18 protein-coding genes are annotated in these 19,510 nt (G+C 60.9%); 10 read left to right on the top strand and 8 right to left on the bottom strand.

Annotated elements, in window-relative coordinates; all coding sequences use genetic code 11:
• Positions 1 to 6 precede the first annotated feature (6 nt).
• Positions 7 to 819: an alpha/beta hydrolase fold domain-containing protein gene (locus tag ACN2XU_RS19760; protein WP_419412068.1), complete on the top strand. Its 813-nt coding sequence runs from the start codon at positions 7 to 9 to the stop codon at positions 817 to 819.
• 1 nt (position 820) lies between these two features.
• Here the strand turns inward: ACN2XU_RS19760 and ACN2XU_RS19755 are convergent, their stop codons facing one another.
• Complete coding sequence (locus ACN2XU_RS19755; protein WP_419412067.1) at positions 821 to 1,537, bottom strand: helix-turn-helix transcriptional regulator; 717 nt, start codon at positions 1,535 to 1,537, stop codon at positions 821 to 823.
• A 320-nt stretch (positions 1,538 to 1,857) separates the two neighbouring features.
• Here ACN2XU_RS19755 and ACN2XU_RS19750 point away from each other — a divergent pair, with 320 nt between their 5' ends.
• From ACN2XU_RS19750 to ACN2XU_RS19740, 3 genes are read left to right on the top strand one after another with little or no spacing between them, the layout of a single operon-like run.
• Positions 1,858 to 2,538, top strand: a complete 681-nt coding sequence (locus tag ACN2XU_RS19750) for an acyl-homoserine-lactone synthase (protein WP_419412066.1) — start codon at positions 1,858 to 1,860, stop codon at positions 2,536 to 2,538.
• 26 nt (positions 2,539 to 2,564) lie between these two features.
• The gene (locus tag ACN2XU_RS19745) at positions 2,565 to 3,086 is read left to right on the top strand and encodes a hypothetical protein (RefSeq protein WP_419412065.1); all 522 of its coding nucleotides are present in this window, start codon (positions 2,565 to 2,567) and stop codon (positions 3,084 to 3,086) included.
• Between the two features lie 4 nt (positions 3,087 to 3,090).
• Positions 3,091 to 3,813, top strand: a complete 723-nt coding sequence (locus ACN2XU_RS19740) for a 4'-phosphopantetheinyl transferase family protein (protein ID WP_419412064.1) — start codon at positions 3,091 to 3,093, stop codon at positions 3,811 to 3,813.
• A 153-nt stretch (positions 3,814 to 3,966) separates the two neighbouring features.
• Here the strand turns inward: ACN2XU_RS19740 and ACN2XU_RS19735 are convergent, their stop codons facing one another.
• Entirely contained in the window at positions 3,967 to 4,167 is a 201-nt protein-coding gene (locus ACN2XU_RS19735; protein ID WP_419412063.1) for a hypothetical protein, read from the bottom strand.
• A 709-nt stretch (positions 4,168 to 4,876) separates the two neighbouring features.
• On the opposite strand from ACN2XU_RS19735, the gene ACN2XU_RS19730 reads away from it, so the two are divergent.
• From ACN2XU_RS19730 to ACN2XU_RS19705, 6 genes are all read left to right on the top strand, one after another.
• Entirely contained in the window at positions 4,877 to 6,025 is a 1,149-nt protein-coding gene (locus ACN2XU_RS19730) for an ABC transporter permease (RefSeq protein ID WP_419412062.1), read from the top strand.
• Positions 6,025 to 6,813, top strand: coding sequence for an ABC transporter ATP-binding protein (locus tag ACN2XU_RS19725; RefSeq protein WP_419412061.1), 789 nt, complete (start codon positions 6,025 to 6,027; stop codon positions 6,811 to 6,813). Before ACN2XU_RS19730 ends, ACN2XU_RS19725 begins: the two co-directional genes overlap by 1 nt.
• Positions 6,813 to 8,528, top strand: a complete 1,716-nt coding sequence (locus tag ACN2XU_RS19720; RefSeq protein ID WP_419412060.1) for an MlaD family protein — start codon at positions 6,813 to 6,815, stop codon at positions 8,526 to 8,528. Before ACN2XU_RS19725 ends, ACN2XU_RS19720 begins: the two co-directional genes overlap by 1 nt.
• Positions 8,470 to 9,144, top strand: coding sequence for an ABC-type transport auxiliary lipoprotein family protein (locus tag ACN2XU_RS19715; RefSeq protein WP_419412059.1), 675 nt, complete (start codon positions 8,470 to 8,472; stop codon positions 9,142 to 9,144). The genes ACN2XU_RS19720 and ACN2XU_RS19715 overlap by 59 nt, the downstream gene beginning before the upstream one ends.
• 557 nt (positions 9,145 to 9,701) lie before the next feature.
• Positions 9,702 to 10,865: an ATP-binding protein gene (locus ACN2XU_RS19710; protein ID WP_419412058.1), complete on the top strand. Its 1,164-nt coding sequence runs from the start codon at positions 9,702 to 9,704 to the stop codon at positions 10,863 to 10,865.
• Positions 10,866 to 10,955: 90 nt separating this feature from the next.
• On the top strand, positions 10,956 to 11,258 hold the full coding sequence (locus tag ACN2XU_RS19705) for a hypothetical protein (RefSeq protein ID WP_419412057.1): 303 nt from the start codon (positions 10,956 to 10,958) through the stop codon (positions 11,256 to 11,258).
• 416 nt (positions 11,259 to 11,674) lie between these two features.
• On the opposite strand, the gene ACN2XU_RS19700 is transcribed toward ACN2XU_RS19705, so the two are convergent.
• From ACN2XU_RS19700 to ACN2XU_RS19675, 6 genes are all read right to left on the bottom strand, one after another.
• On the bottom strand, positions 11,675 to 12,676 hold the full coding sequence (locus tag ACN2XU_RS19700; protein WP_419412117.1) for an endonuclease/exonuclease/phosphatase family protein: 1,002 nt from the start codon (positions 12,674 to 12,676) through the stop codon (positions 11,675 to 11,677).
• The gene (locus ACN2XU_RS19695) at positions 12,676 to 13,722 is read right to left on the bottom strand and encodes an ABC transporter ATP-binding protein (protein WP_419412056.1); all 1,047 of its coding nucleotides are present in this window, start codon (positions 13,720 to 13,722) and stop codon (positions 12,676 to 12,678) included. The genes ACN2XU_RS19700 and ACN2XU_RS19695 overlap by 1 nt, the downstream gene beginning before the upstream one ends.
• 52 nt (positions 13,723 to 13,774) lie before the next feature.
• Positions 13,775 to 14,680, bottom strand: a complete 906-nt coding sequence (locus ACN2XU_RS19690; protein ID WP_419412055.1) for an ABC transporter permease subunit — start codon at positions 14,678 to 14,680, stop codon at positions 13,775 to 13,777.
• Positions 14,681 to 14,722: 42 nt separating this feature from the next.
• Complete coding sequence (locus tag ACN2XU_RS19685; protein WP_419412054.1) at positions 14,723 to 15,604, bottom strand: ABC transporter permease subunit; 882 nt, start codon at positions 15,602 to 15,604, stop codon at positions 14,723 to 14,725.
• An 84-nt stretch (positions 15,605 to 15,688) separates the two neighbouring features.
• Positions 15,689 to 16,987: an extracellular solute-binding protein gene (locus tag ACN2XU_RS19680; RefSeq protein WP_419412053.1), complete on the bottom strand. Its 1,299-nt coding sequence runs from the start codon at positions 16,985 to 16,987 to the stop codon at positions 15,689 to 15,691.
• A gap of 214 nt (positions 16,988 to 17,201) precedes the next feature.
• Complete coding sequence (locus ACN2XU_RS19675) at positions 17,202 to 19,352, bottom strand: esterase-like activity of phytase family protein (RefSeq protein ID WP_419412052.1); 2,151 nt, start codon at positions 19,350 to 19,352, stop codon at positions 17,202 to 17,204.
• Between the last annotated feature and the right edge of the window lie 158 nt (positions 19,353 to 19,510).

The raw sequence follows: 19,510 nt of genomic DNA, 5'->3' as shown, positions 1-19,510 counted from the left end.
CCGCCCATGCATCCCGATTTCCGCAAACTCGCTGCGCTTCGCCGCTTTGTCACCAAGGGCGATCCGCGCAGCGCCGAAGATTTTGGCCGTGCCGCCGCCGCGAGATGGGTTGCCCGCCATGCGCCCGCCATCCCGGATGGCGTCACCATCGAGAAAACCGCCTTTGGCCGTCGCATTACTCCGGCGGGTGCCGGGCCGGATCGGCTGATCTATATCCACGGCGGCGGCCTGGTCTACTACGATACGGAGGTGTTCAGCGCCCTCCTCGGGCAAATCGCCGCGCAGACCGGGTTTGAGGTGCTCGCCCTCGATTACCCCAAAGCGCCCGAAACCCCGGCGCAGCAGATCCTTGCCCACCTCGGCCTCTCGCTGCAAACGCTGCTTGCTGCCGATCCCGCCGCGCGCATCATCCTGGCCGGGGATAGTGTTGGCGGCCTGCTCGCGGCGCATCTCGCGCGGATTTTCGGCAGCCGCATCGACGCGCTGCACCTGCTCTACCCGGTCACCGCGCTGGCCACTGATCCCGGCGATCCGCACGGCAGCGGCCATTTCCTCGACACCGACATGATGGATTGGTTCTACGGCTTTATTGCGCCGCTCGGGGCCGCGCCAATGTACCTGCCCGAAACGATCGTTCACATCGCACAGGCCGACATCCTCGCCCCGCAGGCCCGCCACTATGCGCAAATGGCAAAGGCCGAGGTGATCGTACACCCCGGCCTGCCGCATGATTTCGCATTGTTCAGCGGGTCAAGCGAAGTCGCAGCCACAGCCGTCGCCCAAATCGCCGCGCGCCTGAAGGCCCCGAGCTATGCGTAATTCAGATCAGCCCCATCGACGACGCCTTCGCCACTGCCTGCGCCAGAGATACGCTGTCGAGCTTGATCCGTGCCACTTTCAGATAGCTGCGCACCGTATGCTCGGACAGGCCGAGGATGATGGCGATCTCCGTATGCGCCTTGCCCTCCGCCGTCCATTTCAGGCATTCGCTCTCGCGCGGGGAAAGCTGGGGCAGATCTTCCTGTTCGCTGAAAATTTCGGCCAGCGCCTTCATGTGCAGATCTTCCGACAGCCCGCGCAGCGCCGCCTCATTGGCGGCAATGAACGGCTTCCAGGTCTCGCCGCCCGGTGCGGTTCTGGCATTGAACGACAGGATGCTGCGGCGGTTGACGTGATCCATGTGGGTGACGGAAAATCCGGTCTGCCCGACCCCGGCGGCCAGCGCCTTTCCCATCATCTGCATCTGTGGCAGGCCAAGCGTCATCTCGGACCAGCAGAACGGCGCGGTGTTGGTTTTCGCATACGCCAGAACCGGGTCGATCTTGACATAATCGTTCATCAGATACTGCGCCACCCAGCCATCGGGGTAATTGGTCCGCACATAGGGCGTGTTGTTCGCTTCCTTGCCGCTGCGAAACAAATGCAGGGTGAAATATTCGACGTCGAAGTAATCCGTCAGCAGTGCAATCGATTCCTGAACCGACCCGGAAAGTACAATGTCACTGCGTAATTCCATGAAGCTGTCCGTGTTGATCATGACCAACCCTCCACTGAGCGATTGTACGTTGATCAGCGATGCGCCTTTTCGAGTCAATAACCTTTAGGTTGCGTTAACGGAAAATTGCCGGGATACACGGAACGGGCAACTCTGGTGAATGGGTTTCGGCTATTTTCTGGGCGAAATGAAAACGCGAGTATCCAGGTCCTTCGATACCGCGAAGGGGATAGACAGTAGAACGATAAAAAATTTCTTTCTACCCCGCATTTGTGGGGGCGCGAAATGATGCGCTCATTTGAGGGAATTATTGCAATAAATTTAGAGGGATAGCGTCGAGGCATCAACACAGGGAGCCTCAGATGTATATCTCGATCCAACCGCACCAACACGCTGAATACGCCAACCTTCGCGACTCCTTTTTCCGTCTGCGCAAACGTGTTTTCTTTGATCAGCTCGAATGGGATGTTCCGGTTCACGGCGAAATGGAATACGATGAATACGACGATGTCGGCGCCACCTACCTGATTTGGTGCAGCGATGATCAGCGCACAATCTATGGGGGTCTTCGCCTGCTGCCCACGTCGGGGCCAACCCTCCTGCACGACGTGTTCCATGCCACGCACAATCAAAATCAGGGCCTTGTCCGGCCGGATATCTGGGAAGGCACCCGCATGTGCATCAACGAGGCTGCACTCGCCCGCGACTTTCCCGATATGCCTGCCGCCGATGCGTTCAACACGCTGTTCGTCGCGCTGTGCGAAATGGCGGTTGGTCTTGGGATTTCCAGGCTTGTCTCGAATTTCGAGGCCTGCATGTCGCGTGTCTATCGCCGGGCCGGTCTGAAATTCGATATGCACGGCTCGGCCCATGAATATGGTCGCCGCCCCGTCTATTGCGCCTCGTTCGAGGTCAGCGATGAAATACTTGACGATCTGCGCGCGCGCCACAACCTCAAGGGGGCCTTGCTAGCGGACAGCCCGATCCCTGCGGTGACGGTGCCGCCGAATGCCCTTGCTGCGATGCCCACACTGCGCGGCTGAGCCGAAACCCTTTATGAAAGCGTCTCATGCTCTCAGTGCTCCATGACATTCTCGAACAGCGCCCAGACGCCTACGCGCGCGCCCTCGCCATCGCCGAAGGCCACATCGACCGCAGCGGCGGCGCGTGGGTCGGCGTTGGCACCAAGGGCAGCATCCTGCTTCTGAAGGGCGGCAGCTATGCCGACCCGGCCCAAGGGCGCCATTTCGTCCGGGCCGGGGCCGAGCTGCTCGATGCGGCGCTGGCCATGTGCGCGCGCGAAGAGACCGACGATGCGCAGGCGCTCGTTTTTGTCAGTGGCTGTGCCTATGCGGCCACGGCGCAGGAGCCGGGGCATTTCGATCTCGCACGTCGGCATCTGGCCCGGTCCGACTATGGCAGGCGCGCCCTGCCGGACTGGTGCGCTGACTGGTGCGCGATCCTGATGTCGCAGGCTGCGTTGGAAATAGGTGACAAGGCGGCCTCGAAAGCCTACTTCCAGAAGGTATCAGAGCGCGATCCGCAAGAGGCCGCCCGACTCTATGAGCTTTGGACCAACCGCAAGAGCTGAGCCCGTGACCGCCGCATTCCTGACCGATCTGCCCCGGCTGTCCGATGGCTTCCTGCGGGATGCAAGGCAGAGCGCCGTCGGCGGCGGCGTCCTGATCCGCGCGACCTTTGATCTTGATCGCTTTGATCCGGTCCTCTTCGAGACCTTCGGCGTAAGCCGCCCCGAGCGCCTGCAGCGTGCGGTGCCCAAGCGACTCGGCGAATTTCTGGCCGGGCGCGTGCTGGCCATGGCGGCACAGCAGGCCTTGGGCCGCGTCCCTGCCCCGGTGGAAATTTCAGACAACCGCGCGCCGATCTGGCCGGATGGGCTGCACGGCTCGATTACCCATTCTGGCGGCCACTGCGCCTGCCTGATTCTGCCATCACCTCAAGGCTATCCCGGCATCGACATCGAGCATTTCCTCTCCGGTCGCAGCCTCGCGTCCGTGAACAAACTGGTACTACAGGAGCAGGATCGCACGATGATCGCCGCCTCCCCGCTGCCCCGAGATCAGGCCGCAACCCTGTGCTTTTCCGCCAAGGAAACGCTCTTCAAGGCGCTGCACCCCACCGTTGGCCGCTTCTTCGGCTTCGAGGCCGCGGTGCTCGGCGCGCCGCCCACCGCATCACATCTCCGGCTCACACTTACCGGCGATCTGCACGACCGCCTGCCGGGCGGGGCCACCTTCGATTTAACCTGCGCGATCGAGGACAGGCGCGTGCTGACCCACATGCGCTACGTCCCCTGACCCCGACCGCCCCACGCGTAACGATCACAGCTGAACAGGTCCAAGCGGACAACTTTGGCCCGTTGGCGCTATTGCGCGGGACGGTGTGAAGCCGTCCGCGCGGGCCGGTTGGTGCGCGCAGCAGATCGCTTATGTCTCTGCGCTGTCAGGACGTTACGCGTCCGGATCCGACGGTGGATCGAAGGCGATGAAAAATTGATAAGCGCAGTACAGGCCGATTGCGCCAAAGGCCAGGGCCCAGCCGCTGTTGCCCATGCTCAGCTCGAAAAGCGCCCAGAGGATACAGACCGCAACTGTCACCACCCGGCGCCAGAGTGGCCGAAAGAACGGAAGCTGTACGTCGATCAGTTTCATCAGGTTGCGCGCTCCTTGATGCGGGCCTCGCAGGCCGCGCGGGCTTCGATCACGTCGGCGCGTTCGGACACTTTCCCGAACCGCCACATCCCACCAATAACCGCGATCCGGGGGCGAAGGATAGAGGGCGGTGTCGATCAGGGAGGCCGTCGCGGGCGGGCTGTTTCCGCGCCACGGCCAGAAACGCCGCGCGTTCTTCCACATTCAAAAAAGAGCCGGTTCCCGGCAAGGTCGAGAAGGGGTATTTTCCCTTACAGTGAACAGTATGCTCGAATACTGTTAAGCTCCGAAGCGCAAATCTGTCCCCTGACCAATCAATCGACTGCTTCGGGGCGCAGAGCATTTAACGCGATTGCCGATCGTGTTAAGCCAGCCTTTCACAAGTGACCGGGATAAATGGTTGTTCATTTGATGCACTGTTAGAAGAGTTGCCGTGTTCACGGGATGCCGGACTGAACACCTCACACCCCCTTGGCTGGTGCTGATCTTTTGCACAACACCGCGTCGGGGCTTTTGCATTGCCGCCATTCGTGTTTCTTTCACCATCTCGAAGGCCGCGTGAAGACCAGATTATTATCTTGGCTTGGCGGCTGCGTTCAGTCTTTGCGAACAGGGTCCCGGCGCGGGGGTGGCGCCTCTTGACCATCCCAAGTGCATGGCGGTTGCCGGTGACAGCGACGCAGATTTCCACAAGAGTTGGAGGCAAGCAATGGTTCAGCAAGGCGAGGTTCCATCTCGCAACCAGACACGTCGCCACGGAGCGGATGTCGCCGCCACCGCCAAGCTGGAAGACGGCCGCCTGGTTCTGTCCGGGCGTCTGCTGATCGACACGGTCGCGACCCTGAAGCAAGACGTCCACGGGGCTCAGGCGATCGATATCGCGCAGGTCATCCAAATGGATACCGCCGGCGCGTGGTATATCGTCGATGCGCAGAGGCGCATGACCGATGGCAAGGACGATGTACGGATCCTTGGCGCCGACAACATGCAACAACAGTTGATCGAGGTCGTCCGCCGAAATATGCCGCCCCGGGATACGGGACCCGCGAGGCGCGTGTCGCTGGCAGACCGTGTCGAGGGGCTGGGTCGCAAAACAGCTGCCAGTGCGAGGATTGCCGTCGAATTGATCAGCTTTCTCGGGCAGGTCATCGCAGCTCTGGGCAGCATGGTGATCCATCCCCGCCGTCTGCGGCTGACCTCGCTGGTGCATCACATGCAGGAGGTCGGTTGGAACGCCATTCCAATCGTCGCGCTGATGTCTTTCCTGATCGGCGTTGTGCTGGCCTTTCAGGGCTCGGTGCAGCTTCGCCAGTTCGGGGCCGAGGTTTTCGTTGTCGATCTCATTGCCATTTCAATGCTGCGTGAATTAGGCATCCTGCTGACCGCCATCATCGTCGCGGGGCGTTCCGGCTCGGCCTATACGGCCGCCATCGGATCAATGAAGATGCGCGAGGAAGTCGATGCGATGCGCACGATCGGTCTCGATCCCATTGATATCCTGGTGCTGCCACGGGTGCTGGCGCTGATCCTGATGCTGCCGGTTCTGGGGTTGATCTCGGATTTGGCGGGCCTGATAGGGGGCGCCATCATGTCCTGGATCGAGCTGGGCGTGTCACCTGCCGTCTTTCAGGCGCGGCTGGTCAGCAACACGGATGTCTGGCACTTCTTGGTGGGCATGATCAAGGCGCCCTTCTTTGCAATGATTATCGGGATCATAGGCTGCTATGAAGGGCTGAAGGTAGGCGGCGACGCCGAGTCTCTGGGACGGCTGACGTCGACCTCTGTTGTGCTTTCGATCTTCATGGTGATCGTGGCGGATGCAATTTTCTCGGTTGTTTTTGCGCTGATAGGAATCTGATGAGCGATGCGGAGCCGATCATAAAAGTGCGCGGCCTGACCAAGGGTTTTGGCAGTCATCTGGTGCATGAGGGTCTGGACCTAGATGTGCGCCGGGGCGAAATCATCGGAATCGTCGGTGGCTCGGGTACGGGAAAATCGGTCCTGCTGCAGCAGATCGTCGGTCTGCTGAAGCCAGACAGCGGCAGCATCGAGGTATTCGGCCAGAGCGTTCAGGGCACGCCACCCGAGCAATACAAACAGTTGCGCCGCCGTTGGGGCGTCATGTTCCAGGATGGCGCGCTTTTCTCGTCGTTGACCGTGCGCCAGAATGTCGAGGCCCCGATGCGCGAGCAACTGGACCTGCCTGACGCGCTGCGCGAGACCTTGGCCGGGATCAAGGTGCGCATGGTCGGGCTGGAAGAGGTCGCGCACAGCAAGTTCCCTTCCGAGCTTTCGGGTGGCATGCGCAAACGGGCGGGGTTTGCGCGGGCCATCGCACTCGATCCCGAGATCGTGTTTCTGGACGAACCGACGGCGGGGCTCGACCCGATCGGCGCGGCTGCCTTCGACACGCTGATCCGCAAATTGCAGACGACGCTGGGGCTGACCGTGTTTCTGGTGACGCATGATTTGGACTCTCTGCATGCAATCTGCGATCGTATCGCCGTGCTGGCCGAGAAAAAGGTGCTTGCGGTCGGCACCATGGCCGAACTGATGGAGGTGGATCACCCCTGGGTTCACGAATATTTCCACGGCCCCCGCGCCCGGGCTGCCCTGAAACCCGATCAATATGACAAGGTGCCGTGATGGAAACCCGCGCAAACTATATCCTGATCGGCGCTTTCACGCTGCTCGGCATCATCGGGAGCCTTGTCTTCGCCGTGTGGCTGTCCAGTGTACAGCTGGATCGGCAATTTGCCTATTATGGCATCCTCTTCGACGATGTAACCGGGCTGGATTCGTCGGGTGACGTTGTGTTTAACGGGATCAATGTGGGCCGGGTGATCGAAGTGCGGATATACGATCCGGACTCGACCAAGGTCTATGTCGGGATCGAGGTCGATGCGACCACGCCGGTGCGCGAAGATACTGTCGCGCAGCTCAGCTCCTCGGGCGTGACGGGGGTCGCCTACATCTCGCTGACCAACAAAAGCGCCGATGCGCCGCCACTGACATCCCAGAACGATATGGCGCCCATCATTCCGTCGCGCCGCTCGACCGTGCAGCAGCTGGTCGAAGATGCGCCCGATCTGATCACCGAGGCAACCAACCTTCTGAGGCAGTTTCAGCAGATAGCGGGGCCGGAAAACCAGGCTTATGTGCAGAACATTCTATCAAACCTGAGCGATGCCTCCGGCGGGCTGGATCGCGCGCTGACCGATTTTTCCCAGATCGCCGAGACGGTGGCTGATGCAACCGAACAGATCGCAGGTTTCAGCGAACGTCTCGATACGCTGGGTGCGGCGGCCGAGACGACGCTCGGCAATGTGGACCAGACGCTGGCCTCCGCAACCGGTGCATTCGACTCGGCCAAGGTGGCGATCGACACCACAGATACCGCGCTCGACAGCGCGAGCGCCGCTTTTGCCGAGGCCGAGATCCTCATGCGCGATCAGGTGCCGCAGATTGCCGCGCAGATATCGCAGACGGTGACTGCGCTGAACCAGGCGGTTGCGGACATCTCCGAACGGTCTGGCACCACGCTTGATGAGTTCGATCAGACGGCGGCCCTTCTGAACGCGCGGTTGCGGGAATTGGAGCAGACGCTGTCGGATGCCAGCACCTCCTTTACCTCCGTAACAAATGCGTCCAACAGCTTCAGTTCGCTGGTTGCGGGCGATGGCACGCTGATGGTGGCGGATGCGCGCCAGGTTCTGGCCAGCGCGCAAAGCGCGATCTCCAAGATCGAGGCAGTGATTGATCAGGACGTGCCCGCCGTGGTCGACGATATCCGCAGCGCGGTCTCTTCTGCCTCGGTCGCCGTGGACAAGGCCGCGCGCGATCTCACGGATTTCACCGAAGGGCTGACACCCTTGACGGATGACACGCGCACGGCTGTCAACGCAGCCACGGATTGGTTTGAGCAGGCCAATATCACGCTTGGCAGCATCGACCGCTCCCTGGTTGCGGCAGACAGCGCGCTGAACTCTGCGGAAAAAGCGTTCAACAGTGCCGATGAGGTGATCTCGGCGGATCTGGGCCCGGTGCTGTCCGATATTCGCGCGGCAACAGATCAGATCGGCAGCGCGGCCAACCAGATATCGAACGATCTGCCTCAGATTTCCACCGATCTGCGCGCGTTGATCAACCGTGCGGATGACGTCGTCGCACAGGTTCAGACGACGGTCGCCGACGCCGCACCCGGCATAAGCAATTTCACCGCAAATGGCCTGAACGAGCTGGGTCGCCTCAGCGCCGAGGCGCGCACATTGGTCAAATCCCTCGAAACGCTGGTGCGCCGCATTGAAAGAGATCCTGCACGTTTCCTTCTGGATGACCGCGTGCCCGAATACCGGAGATGACAAAATGCAGTTCATGACCCTTACCCGCCGCGCTGCGCTCCTGGGCGCCGCTGCCAGCCTCGGCGGTTGCAGCGCGCTGTCCTCTATCAACGAGGCGGCAGCCCCCCTGGACACCTATGATCTGTCACCCGCCGAAGGGGCGATCGCGGGGCGCAGATCGGGCCAGTCGTTGCTGGTGGCATTGCCCAATGCGCCTGCTTCGGTCGCAACCGACCGCATCCTGGTGAAGCCAAGCGCCGCCGCGGTTACCTACCTCCCCGATGCGCGCTGGTCCGATGAATTGCCGGCTCTGGTGCAATCCCTGCTGGTCCGCTCGATCGCGGGAACCGGTCGAATGGGATACGTCGGGCCGAGCGAGGCGGGGCCAGTGCCCGATCTGGCGCTTTTGTCGCGCATCGACGCATTTCAGGTGGAGATCACCGGGGAGGCCGTGACCACCAAGGTCGACATCAGTCTGAGCTTGTTGCGCGACAGCGATCAACGGGTGATCAAGACGGGGGCGTTCCAAAACGAGTTGACGGCAAGCAACGACACCCCGGCCGCCATCGTCGCGGCGTTTCAGGCGATCCTTGACACGCTGTTGCCGCAGATGGCGACATGGGCCGTCACGGGCTGAAAGGCAGGCCCCTCGCGGCAGGTCAGTTTCTCGAAAGCTCTGCAATCCGCGCTGCTCTCCATGGCCTTTGCTTGGTGACAGTGCCTAGTCGGATCGCAGGTGCCGCGAACGGCAGGAAGGTCCCGGAAACCCCAAATCTTCGCATCGGCAGAGCTCGTCAGGGGAACGAATGTCCTGTACGTGGGCCGGAACTGCAGCATCACGGCCAGACGCCCAAATGTCGGGTGCGGGCTGTTCGCGAAGGGGACGCCCCGCATGTGCTCCGCCACCGGGATCAGTGAGAAACAAGCGCGCTCAATCATTACCTGAGGGCAATTGCTGAACTGGCTGTTGCGGCGGCGGTCGATGAGTTCTGCGTCGATCCGGTCAAGGTCAACGCAACCTGGTGCTGATCCGCGGCCTTGGCACAGGGAACGGGCGGAGCGTATTGGATTGTTGGGGTGCGTTTAGGGCAAAGTCTCTTCGTCGCATCGGGCTAATGCTCAAATTAGGCCGTAACAGCACCCGTACAGCAAATTAACCTTGCAAATCTTCCACGCTATAGATAATTTGCAAGGATGTATGCGCGCCACACTCATCAACTTGTGCAATCCGCGCTAGAGACCCAAGCTGCGGTTGTGCTCCTCGGTCCCCGGCAGGTCGGGAAAACCACCCTTGCTCTCGACATCGCTGCGGAGCAACCATCGGTATACCTTGATCTTGAGCGTGACGCGGATAGGCAGATCCTGAGCGAACCAGATCTCTATCTGGATGAACAAGCGGGAAAGCTCGTCATCCTTGACGAGGTGCAGCAGATGCCCGGCCTCTTCAAGAGCCTGCGTGGTCAGATCGACCAGCGCAGGCGGGCCGGGTTTCGGACGGGGCAGTTTCTGCTCTTAGGGTCAGCCTCCAATGTCCTCCTGCAACAATCGGCGGAGTCCCTTGCGGGACGGGTCCGGTATATCGAAATGCCCCCTCTGCAACTTACCGAGGTTGGGGCTGATAAGTTGAATGCGCTCTGGCTGCGTGGTGGCTTTCCTGACGGTTTCCTGGCTGCCAGCGATCAGGCGAGCATGGACTGGCGTCTGGATTTCCTGCGCACCTATCTGGAGCGTGACATCCCTGCCCTCGGGCCGCGTATTCCGGCCGCAACCTTGCGGCGCTTCTGGACCATGTTGGCGCATGTGCAAGGCGGCCTGCTGAATGCTGCAGCCCTTGCTGAAGGGCTCGGCGTGTCGGGACAAACGATCGGACGTTACCTCGATCTGCTCGTCGATCTCATGCTGGTGCGGCGGCTGCAGCCCTGGCATGAGAATGTCGGCAAACGCTTGGTGAAATCGCCAAAAATCTATGTGCGCGACAGCGGGATCGTGCATGCGCTGTTGAGTATTGGTACAACCGAAGGCTTGCTCGGGCATCCCGTCGTCGGCGGCAGTTGGGAGGGGTTCTGCATCGAGACCCTTCTTGCTGCAGCGCCCGCCGGCACCGAACCCTTCTTCTATCGCACCTCTGCCGGAGCCGAGCTTGATCTTGTTCTGCGTTTGCCGGGTGGCGACATCTGGGCCGTCGAGATCAAGCGCACGACTGCGCCAAAGGTTTCTCGTGGTTTTCACACCGGCGCAGAAGACGTCAAAGCCAACCGGAAGCTGCTGATCTATGCCGGGGCGCATGATGTCCCCGTGGCAGAAGATATCCGGGCAATACCTCTCGAACAGGGAATTGGGCTGTTGAGAGCGCTTTAGCGCCGCGCTGACTTTTCCCGCTGCGCGCCTGCGCGGGGATTTGATTGTTGGTTCCGGTCTCAAGATTTGGCAGTGCGCGGAGGCAATGCCGTGCTTTTTCTCGACGCAATTCGCTCCGAAGATTGCTTTTTGATGAAGAACGACCGGGGTGATGGACAAGGAAAGCAAGGCGATAGCAAACATTATCTTGGCGCGCGATGGCACCGGCAAGCCAACCGTAAAGCCGTCGAAAACTGTGCAATGCGGGCGCAAGTAAGCAAGGTGGAGGAGACTCAAAAGGCGTGTGGTTCGGATTCAAAGTTGGCACGGCCGGAGAAGGCTTGCCATGACTGGTTCCTATCCCGGCGCCCGACGCTGTTGACCCCTGAACGGCGCAAAGCGTGGTCGCGATGAAAGGTCACGGATGGCCATTTGCGGCGATCTGCACACCGGCCAATCCGCAGTGCACCGGCATCGCCCGGAGCGGCTCCGCCCCCGCACAGCCGCCTCATGCAAGCGGATAAATCTCTTGCGGTGCGCATAGAGATGGGCGCGGATTTCAGGGGCAGCCGGGTTCTTCGAGCGCGTTCTTCCGCGTCTACCTCTTTCGGGGAAAAAAGCCTCTGGATGTGGACATGATGAGGGCAAGTACCCTCGCGACAGTGATCCGTCCGGTGCATGGCAAATCCCATATGATGGAAGGAGGCCGGGCAGTACCATCGGATCGGAACGCCCGGTCTGCGTCAGTCACAAGGATGCGCTATGCCTTTGCGATCGGCGCGCCGCTCAAAGTCTGATGATCAACGAGACCCATCGGCAGCAGCCTGCCTCTACAATGCCACCCGGCACCAGACACAGTCATGATCCGACAGCGGCTTTCCTGCCGCGTCCAGCGAACTCACCAGGCCTTTGGCCTGGCCGGTCACACCGCGCGTCGCAAACCAGTCGAGCTTCATCTGCCGGTCGGGAAAGCGGGTGATCAGGCTTGGCCGGGTCGTCATGCCATCGGCGGTGTTGCCCCAGTCGTAACCCTGTGCCTCGGCCAATGCGAACAGAGTCTCGCGGCGCCAGTCATAGTCGGGTGGCAAGTGGTTGCCGGTGTTCAGATCTCCGCCGATGACCACGGGCAAACCGGGCGCAAATACGTCGATCGCGTCCAGCAGCCGTTCCATTTGCATATGCCGGTGATCGGCATCGGATGCGCTTTCGAGGTGGGTCGAGACCACGCAGAGCGGCCCGGCTCCGGTCGGAACGACGGCAAGGATCGCCATACGCCCGCCAAGGCGCGGCTGATCCGGGTCGGGCGAAGCCTCGCCGTCGGTGGCGAACCAATGGCCGTGATCGTCAAGCCGTACCATCGCCAGCCTGTCGAACGGCACGCGCGACAGCACCGCGTTGCCATGCCAGCCAAACGCATTGAAATCGTCGGTACAGAATTCCCGTTCGATCGGGCTGCCCAGATCCAGTTCGAAAAACTCGACCCCGTAGGCGTATCCCATGCCAAGCGCGCGGGCGACCTCTTCGGTGGTGTGGCGCTGGCCCGTCCGAGCCATGCCGTGATCGACCTCTGACAGCAGGAGCACGTCCGGAGCAACGTCCGACAAATGCGCAGCGGTTTCTTCGGGAAAGAGACACCGCTCGACATTCCAGGCGGCGATGGTCACTTCCCGGTTCAGAGCCCCCTGCCCCGCAGTACCGCCCTGTTGCAGTGCGTTCATCGCGGGCACGCCCGCCAACAGCGCGCGATGCGCATCCGACGTGCGACGCGCCGCCAGCAAGCGTCGCCTCTGGTCTTCGGTCACAGCGGGCAAAGTGTCGAGTATGGTGGTAATCACAGCGCCTGCCCCGTCATCGTGTCGAACAGCCGCACCGCGGTTCTGTCAAAGGAAATTTTTGTATCGCCCGCCGGGATTTCGGCAGCTTTACCGACATGCACGGTAAACGCCTGCTCGCCAAGCCTGCCATGCACCAACCGGTGCGCGCCCAGCTCTTCGACGATGCCGATCTTGAAATCGACCTCGCCGACCGCATCCAGCGTCACGTCTTCGGGGCGGATACCCACGGTGATCGCCCCCGTCCGCCCGGTCGGCGCATCCATGACCGCCATGCCGCAGCCAAGCCGGACCGCGCCACTGTCAAAGCTCGCGTCGATCAGGTTCATCGGAGGCGCACCCATGAAGGACGCCACAAACGTCGAGGCCGGATTGTGGTAGATCTCCGACGGGGTGCCGATTTGTTCAATCCGCCCGCCGTTCAGAACGATGATCCGGTCGGCCATTGTCATGGCTTCAACCTGATCATGGGTCACGTAAATCGACGTCACGCCAAGCCGTTGTTGCAACGCCTTGATCTCGATCCGCATCTGGTGGCGCAGCTTGGCATCGAGATTGGACAAGGGTTCGTCGAACAGGAACAGCGCAGGGTCGCGGACGATGGCGCGGCCCATGGCCACGCGTTGCCGCTGGCCGCCGGACAGCTGGCTGGGCTTGCGGTCAAGGTAGTCTTCGAGATTCAGCATTGCCGCCGCCGCCACCACCTTGCGGTCAATCTCCGCTTGCGGCGTCTTGCGGTTCTTCAGTCCGTAACCAATGTTCTTGCGAACCGTCATATGCGGATACAAAGCATAGTTCTGGAAGACCATCGCAATGTCGCGATCCGCCGGGTCCACGTCGTTCACGACACGATCACCGATCCGCAGATCCCCTTCGGTAATATCCTCCAGCCCCGCGATCATGCGCAGCAGCGTAGACTTGCCACAGCCCGATGGTCCGACCAGAACGACAAACTCGCCGTCCGCGATACCAAAACTGGACGGCGTGACCGCCTCGATTCCGTTCGGATAGACCTTGCGGATGTTGTTCAGCGAAACCTGAGCCATTGTTGTGTCCATTCCTTTTTAGCCCTGCCACTTGTTGGCTTCTTGGGGGCTCTTACTTGTCGGATTCCGTCAGACCCTTGACGAACCAGCTCTGGAAGAAAATCACCACGAAAACCGGCGGGATGATTGCAATGATCGCCAGCATGTTGGCGCGGCCATATTCGGGGATACGGTTGCCTTCCATCACCTGCGTGATCTGCTTGATCCCGCGCACGAGGGTGAACATGTCTTCTTCGGTCGTGATCATCGTGGGCCACAGATATTGGTTCCAGCCATAGACGAACATGATGATGAACATCGCAGCGATCATGGTCTGCGACAGCGGCACGAGGATATCGACGAAGAATTTCACCGGCCCTGCCCCGTCGATCCGCGCGGCTTCGACCAGTTCTTCCGGGACGGATCGAAAGAACTGCCGGAAAAAGAATGTCGCCGTTGCAGACGCGATCAGCGGCACGATCAGCCCCTGATAGGTGTTCAGCATCCCCAGCCGTTGCACGACCTCGTAGGATGGCAGGATGCGCACCTCCAACGGCAACAAGAGCGTGGTGAAGATCACCCAGAACGCCAACGTGGCAAATCGCAGCCGGAAGTAGACAATGGCATAGGCCGCCAGCATCCCGATCACGATCTTGCCAACGGCAAAGCCGATCCCGAGAATGAACGAGTTCTTCAGCATGTTCATCCCGGTGTTTTCCCCGGAAAACCCCGATGCCTCGAACATCGCCTTGTTCAGGTTGTCGTCAAACTGGTCACCGATCTGGAGCGTCGGCCCGTGCTTGATGACTTCGACATCGGGCATGGAGGTGATTTGCAAAACCATCAGCAGCGGAACCATCATGAACAGCGCACCAAGCGTCAGGATAACATGGTCGATCACCGTTGCCGGGCGAAGGCGCCGGCTGCGGCGATTTTTGGCGGGGGAAGCGGCAAGCACCGCGGCATTGGCGTCCGTCATGACAAGCCTCAAGTAGCGAAGTGATAGGGGTACAAGGCACTCTCACGTGTAATGGATGCGGCGTTCGACCAGCCGGAATTGAAACACGGTCAGCGCAAGAACGAGCACCATCAGCACCACAGACTGCGCCGATGATCCGCCAAGGTCACTGCCCCGGAACCCATCGACGTAGACCTTGTAGACCAGCGTCATCGGGTTGTTGCCCGGCTCGCCCTTCACAAGAGTGTCGATCACGCCGAACGTATCGAACAGTGCGTAGGTGATGTTAATGATCAACAGGAAAAACCCGGTCGGCGCCAGCAGCGGAAAGGTCACATCCCAGAACCGTCCGCTGGCGCTGCGGTTGTCGATCAGCGCCGCCTCGCGCACGGATTTCGGAATGGATTGCAGGCCCGACAGGAAGAAGATGAAATTGACCGGCACTTGTTTCCAGACGGAGACCAGCACCATGGCAAAGGCCGTGTCAGTGTAGTTCACGCCCAGCAGGAAATCATGACCAAACGTCTGCGCCAACCGCGTCAGCGGCCCCCAGCTTTGGTTGAACATCATCACGCCGATGAACCCGGCCACGGGCGGCGCGACGGCATAGACCCACATGATAAGCGTGCGATAGCTGCGTGCGCCCCGGATCACCTTGTCGGCCTTGACGGCCAGCAACAGCGCCAGCCCCAAGGAAAAGAACGTGACCAAAGCCGTAAAGACCAGCGTGAACCACGCGATCCGGCGGTATTCGGAATTGCCCGCAAGGTCGGTGTAATTCTCCAGTCCGACGTAGGTCGAGCCAAAGCCAAACGGATCTTCAAGGTAGAACGAAGACTGCACCGCATGGGCGGCAGGCCAGTAAAAGAAAACGATGATGATCGACAACTGCGGCACCAGCAGCAACACCGGCAACCATTTGATCGTGAACCCTGCGCGTTTCATGGCGGACCTTGTTTTGAATTGGGGTCTTGAAAGGGGTGGCGGCTACGGATGCCCGCAGCCGCCGCGCCTCGTTGAAGGAGACGCTTAGTTCTGAGTCTTGGCAAAGCGGGCCAGCAGGCCGTTGGCTTCCTCTTCGATGTTGGCGAACGCGGTGTCCACGTCGGTCTCGCCGGTCAGGATGCGGCCGTATTCACGGTTCATCACGTCGCGGATCTGGACGTAGAAGCCCATGCGATACCCTTTGGTGTTTTCACCTGCAGGCAGCGAGAGCTGTTGAATGCCAACCTCTGCGGCGGGGGCCTCTTGGTAATAGCCCTCAGCCTTCGCAAGATCGTAGGCAGCGGTGGTGATCGGAACGTAGCCGGTTTCCTTGTGCCAGAAGACCTGGGTTTCCGGTTTGGTCAGGAACTCGAAGAACGCGGCGGTGGCCGTGTTTTCCTCGTCCGACTTGCCCGCCATCGCAAACAGCGATGCGCCGCCGATGAAGGTCTGCTTGGGCTCGCGTGTCACCGCTTCCCAATAGGGCAGATAGGTGGCCGAGAATTCAAACGGCAGGCCCTTCTTGGCCAGACCACCGAACGATCCCGAAGACCCCAGCCAGATTGCGACCTTGCCTTCTTCGAAGGGCGTCTGGTTGTCGCTCCAGCCGGTGCCGAACCATTCGAAAAAACCGTCGTCCTGCCAGCTCCGAACCGCCTTGAAGTGGTTCTTGATCGCGTCGTTGTTCACCAGGATCTTGGTGCCGTCCGCACCGTCATAGCCGTTGTTGTTCGTCGCAAACGGCAGGTTGTGGCGCGACATGAAGTTTTCGGTGAAGATCCACGGCAGGTGCGATTGCGCCAGCGCGGTGTAACCGGCCTCTTTCAGAGCGGGGGCAGTGACGGTCTGGAATTCTTCCCAGGTCTTCGGCGGCGTCACGCCGGCGGCTTCCAGCGCGTCCGCGTTGTAATACATGATGGGCGAAGACGAATTGAACGGCATCCCGATCATCTTGCCATCGCTGTCGGCGTAGAAATACCGCACGCCCGAGATGTAATCGTTGATGTCGAAATCGACGCCATTGGTTTCCAGCAGGTCCTGCACCGGAACCGTCGCGCCCTTGGCCCCGATCACGGTGGCGGCGCCAGCGTCGAACACCTGCAGGATGTTGGGCTGCTCGCCTGCACGGAAGGCTGCAATGCCGGCGGTCAGGGCTTCTTCGTAGGTGCCCTTGAAGACCGGGGTGATCGTGTAATCGTCCTGGCTTGCGTTGAAGTCTTCGGCAATGGCGTTGACGGTCTCACCCAATGCACCGCCCATGGCATGCCAGAAGGTAATCTCGGTTTCAGCGAATGCAGCATTCGCGGTCAGCGCGAAAGCTGCGGTCAGTTTCAGGAAATTCATGTGACACTCCGGTCCGTGTTGGAACCCCGGGTATGGCGGCCTTTTCAGGACGCTCCCGGTGGCTAAGTGCGCACTCGATAGGAACGCTTTGTAACGGGCTGTTGACGCTATCATGACAGCCACGTTAAATCTGACCATACGGTCAGAAATCGCCCGCCAAACGCAAACGCGGGGGCCAAAGACCCCCGCGCCGCAGTCCGGTCATGGTGCCGGATTACATCTTGCCGATCGACCAGAAGAACGTCTCGCCCGAGCTGTCATCGACGCCGTCGTTGTCGGTCGATACCCAGCCGATGCCGTCCGCATCCACCGCAAAGCCCTCGACCTTGTCGACGATATAGCCGCCCCAGGCCGCCAGATCGGGGATAAAGTCCCGCACGACTTCCTTTTCAACCACCGGCAGCGCGCCGCCAATCGGGGCGGGCGTCAGCCCGTCCAGCGAAACGCGGGTCAGTTGCTTGACCTTGGCGTTGGCTCCGATCTGGTTGTCGCGCTCGATGATGTACAGCCAGCCGTCGTAGGCCTCGATCTCGGAAAGGCCGATCCAGCCGGTTTCCGGGTCTTCGGTCGGGTAGGTGACCGCGCCCCATTCCTTGGTCTCGGTGTTGTAGGCCACCAGCTTGACGTCATTGCCCGCGTCGTCGCCCCAGTTACGCTGGATGGCGATCCAAAGCGTGTCGCCCACGCGGGTCACGCCTTCCGCCCCGAACCGCTTTTCATACGCCAGCAGGTCCGCCGGGAACGGCACTTCTTCCTTTATCTCGCCTTTGGCGTTCACATGGTAGAGCCCGTGCGGGATCATCCGGTCGGTGCGGCCTTCGGAAGCCAACCAGAAGCCGCCCTTCCCGTCCGTGGTGATGCCTTCCATGTCCAGTTTCTGAGCCGGACGGCCGCCCCGTGTCACGTCGATGGCGCGGGTGATGCGCGCAGGGCTTTGCGAGGGGTCAATCTCGAAGATGCGCGGCTGATAGCCGTAAAAACTGTCGTTGACCGCGTAGATCATGCCGTTTTCCGCGACCATGCCGGAAATCGCACCCCAGCCGATCAGCGTGTCGGCCCCTTCGGACGTCAGGGTCGGATAGCTCGCGGCCGCGGCCTGATAGTCATAAAGCGTTACATGCGAGCGCACGCCGCCGTCTTCAATCAGGTCGGCTTCATTCGCCACCGCCAGCAACCCGCGTTCCGGAATGGCAATCGCGCCCTCCGGGGCGATCGCGGTCGGCAGCAGTTGCTTGTAGACCGGGTTCGCCGGGTCGCTCACGTCATAAACCTGCACAGTCGAGGACCGCTCGGTCAGAACGAACGCATAGGTCTTGTCCCCGAATGTCGCGACTTCCATGCCTTCGGGTTCCACGCCCTTGGCGTCCGACCGCTTGTCCGGGTAGTGGCCCGCCTGAATGACCGGCGTCTCGAACGCATTTCCGGACTCCCAAACCAGCGTGCCATCCTTGTGGAACACCGTCGCGCTGCGCGACCCGCCATCCATGTCGCCTTCGTTGGCGATCATGAAATGGTCATCGTCGATCCACTGCACGCCATCGGGCTCACGCAGACGATCCGGTTGATTTTCGGTAAAGATCAGCGCGGCGCGTTCGTCCGTGGCGTCGATGCCCTCCAGATTGACGGACCCTGCAGAGAAATGGTTCATGACCGCGCCATCAGCGCCGATCACCACCATCTCGTTGTTTTCCTGCATCGTCACGACGATTTCGCCAAGGGCATTCACGTCCACGAATTCCGGTTCGGGATCCTCGGGCGCGATCTCGGCCAGGCCGCTCATGTCGATGGTCTGGATGTCACAATCCATCACCCCATCGGTGATGGAGACCTTCGACACCCAACCCGCAGGCATCTGGCCCACGCGGCCATCGCCCAGATCTTCGTCGCGCTCGTTCTCGATGGCAACGACCACAAAGCGGCCTGCATCATCATGCGCGGTGGAATCCGGCTGACCGCCCAGATCGCATTCCCCGGTGATGGCCATGCTGACCATGTCCACGGCCAGAAGCTTGCCCGAGGGCTTCACATAGCTTTCCGATGTGTTCACAGCAACGAACGCCGTATTGCCGATAACGGTGACCGAGGTCGGCTCGCCACCCACGTCCAGGTTGCCTTTGGGTTTGGGATCGAGCGGGTCGGTAATGTCAATCAGGCCGATCACGCCCAGCGGGCTGTCGGTGTAGACCAGCGTCATGCCATCGCCCGACGCGCCGATGATCTCGGCCGAGCTTTCTTCGCCGGAACGTTCTGCGTTGTTCAGCGGCGTCGCAAAGCTGGATACGCGGTTGAAGTTCATCTCTTGCGCCTGCGCGCCGGCGGCGGCCAGCGCCAGAACAGAGACCATGGGCGTTAGGGTCCGGATCATCGTTGTCTGCTTTCTCGGATTATGGCAATCGGCGGCCTTTCTTCAGGCGGCATGTAACGGCGGCGTGACGGTTTCATGAACCTTTTGTGCGCGCCCGCGCCAATGCCTCGGTGCTTTGGACCAACTGTGCACACGAGCGGACAGCCGGAGGGCTACGC

This window comes from Pacificoceanicola niger (assembly GCF_048553275.1).
Classification (GTDB): Bacteria; Pseudomonadota; Alphaproteobacteria; order Rhodobacterales; family Rhodobacteraceae; genus Pacificoceanicola.
Note: the sequence above shows the minus strand (reverse complement) of the source record. Positions and strands in the feature narration are given on the sequence as shown.

Coding starts and splice junctions, on each gene's coding strand:
- ACN2XU_RS19675 (WP_419412052.1), bottom strand. CDS start 19,352: ATGATCCGGACCCTAACGCCCATGGTCTCTGTTCTGGCGCTGGCCGCC.
- ACN2XU_RS19760 (WP_419412068.1), top strand. CDS start 7: ATGCATCCCGATTTCCGCAAACTCGCTGCGCTTCGCCGCTTTGTCACC.
- ACN2XU_RS19730 (WP_419412062.1), top strand. CDS start 4,877: ATGGTTCAGCAAGGCGAGGTTCCATCTCGCAACCAGACACGTCGCCAC.
- ACN2XU_RS19725 (WP_419412061.1), top strand. CDS start 6,025: ATGAGCGATGCGGAGCCGATCATAAAAGTGCGCGGCCTGACCAAGGGT.
- ACN2XU_RS19750 (WP_419412066.1), top strand. CDS start 1,858: ATGTATATCTCGATCCAACCGCACCAACACGCTGAATACGCCAACCTT.
- ACN2XU_RS19680 (WP_419412053.1), bottom strand. CDS start 16,987: ATGAATTTCCTGAAACTGACCGCAGCTTTCGCGCTGACCGCGAATGCT.
- ACN2XU_RS19690 (WP_419412055.1), bottom strand. CDS start 14,680: ATGACGGACGCCAATGCCGCGGTGCTTGCCGCTTCCCCCGCCAAAAAT.
- ACN2XU_RS19710 (WP_419412058.1), top strand. CDS start 9,702: ATGTATGCGCGCCACACTCATCAACTTGTGCAATCCGCGCTAGAGACC.
- ACN2XU_RS19745 (WP_419412065.1), top strand. CDS start 2,565: ATGCTCTCAGTGCTCCATGACATTCTCGAACAGCGCCCAGACGCCTAC.
- ACN2XU_RS19755 (WP_419412067.1), bottom strand. CDS start 1,537: ATGATCAACACGGACAGCTTCATGGAATTACGCAGTGACATTGTACTT.
- ACN2XU_RS19735 (WP_419412063.1), bottom strand. CDS start 4,167: ATGAAACTGATCGACGTACAGCTTCCGTTCTTTCGGCCACTCTGGCGC.
- ACN2XU_RS19720 (WP_419412060.1), top strand. CDS start 6,813: ATGGAAACCCGCGCAAACTATATCCTGATCGGCGCTTTCACGCTGCTC.
- ACN2XU_RS19685 (WP_419412054.1), bottom strand. CDS start 15,604: ATGAAACGCGCAGGGTTCACGATCAAATGGTTGCCGGTGTTGCTGCTG.
- ACN2XU_RS19695 (WP_419412056.1), bottom strand. CDS start 13,722: ATGGCTCAGGTTTCGCTGAACAACATCCGCAAGGTCTATCCGAACGGA.